Source organism: Thalassospira sp. UBA1131 (assembly GCF_002311515.1).
Lineage (GTDB): Bacteria > Pseudomonadota > Alphaproteobacteria > Rhodospirillales > Thalassospiraceae > Thalassospira.
The window spans coordinates 1-1,745 of sequence record NZ_DCAO01000070.1 but is presented as its reverse complement, the minus strand read 5'-3'; the positions used below and the strand labels follow the sequence as shown (position 1 = coordinate 1,745).

General features: G+C 55.0%; 1 protein-coding gene. It reads right to left on the bottom strand.

Annotated elements, in window-relative coordinates:
* Positions 1 to 1,329: methylmalonyl-CoA mutase family protein (locus B3Z49_RS11150; protein ID WP_296990847.1), on the bottom strand; the 1,329-nt coding region annotated here is incomplete at its 3' end.
* Positions 1,330 to 1,745 lie beyond the last annotated feature (416 nt).

Here is a 1,745-nt window from a genome sequence, read left to right as displayed (position 1 = left end):
TTTAAGTTTTTCGATCTGGTCCTGTTCGGCCATGTCATCGACGGTCAGGATCGATTTCTCCCCCGATGTCAGCGGTGATGGTTCGGTTTCGGTAAAGGCATTCACACCGATCACCTTTGTCAGGCCGCTTTCGATATCGGCCAGACGCAGCGCGTTGGAGCGCACCAGTTCCTGTTTCATATAGCCGCGATCAACTGCGGCAATCGCCCCGCCCATCTCATCAATCTTTGCAAGCTCTGCCCGTGCGCCTTTCTTCAGCGCGCCGACCTTGCGTTCAATCGCCGGGTTGCCATCAAACAGGTCTTCATATTCCAGAAGATCGGTTTCATAGGCCATGATCTGTTGCAGGCGCAGCGACCATTGCTGATCCCACGGACGCGGCAGGCCAAGGGCCTCGTTCCAGGCGGGCAACTGCACGGCGCGCGCCCGGGCATTCTTTGACAGAACCACCGCCAGCATCTCGATCAGAATACGATAGACGTTATTTTCCGGCTGCTGTTCGGTCAGGCCCAACGAGTTGACCTGAACCCCATAGCGGAACCGGCGGTATTTGGCGTCTTCGATGCCGTAACGGTCGCGGGTGATTTCATCCCAAAGTTCGCAGAATGCCCGCATCTTGCAGATCTCGGTAACAAAGCGAATCCCGGCATTCACAAAGAACGAGATACGCCCGACCACCTTGGCAAAGTCTTCTTCGGGCACCTGCCCCGAATCGCGCACTGCATCCAGAACCGCAATCGCGGTTGCCAGCGCATAGGCCAGCTCCTGTTCGGCCGTCGCCCCGGCTTCCTGCAAATGATAGGAGCACACATTCATCGGGTTCCATTTCGGAACCTCGCGATAGGTAAAGGCCGCGACATCGGTAATCAGCTTAAGGCTGGGCGCAGGTGGAAAGATATAGGTCCCGCGCGACAGATATTCCTTGATGATGTCGTTCTGGGTCGTGCCCTGCAGGCTGGCGCGCGCGGTGCCCTGCTTTTCGGCCACCGCAATATAAAGCGACAAAAGCCACGCGGCTGGCGCGTTGATCGTCATCGACGTGTTCATCTGATCAAGCGGGATGCCGTCAAACAACGTCATCATGTCACCGAGATGCGCGACGGGGACGCCGACCTTGCCGACTTCGCCACGCGCCAGAACATGGTCGGAATCATACCCCGTCTGGGTCGGCAGATCGAAGGCCACCGAAAGCCCGGTCTGCCCCTTTGCCAGGTTCTGACGATACAGCGCATTCGATGCCTGTGCAGAGCTGTGCCCGGCATAGGTCCGGATCAGCCACGGGCGATCGCGTTCCGGCTTTGCTGCGTTGCGCTTGTTTTCCATCGACATCGCGACCTCTTGTATTTTTATTACCCAATGTCTTTACGATAATTACGCCTGAACGTTATTAAATTATCTACTAGACATCACTTGGGTAATTATATAACAATTTGTGCAACGCGATAAAAGCGAAAACAAATATCGCCCAGGTTATCCTTGCTGAAATTCCGCAGGAAACCGGGAGATGCCCGGGGAAAATAAAATAAGTTCCGTGGCTTGGAGGATCCGTCGACCGCAACGCAGCATTGGTAATTTAATTACCCTGCAAACCGGATCGACCCCGAACAAGGAGTGAAGGCCATGAATACGTCTGCTGAAGTGCTGCCTTTCCGTGGCGGTCAGGAAGAAAAAGATCTTTATGAAATCGGCGAAATCCCGCCATTGGGCCATGTGCCAAAGAATATGTATGCATGGGCGATTCGCGA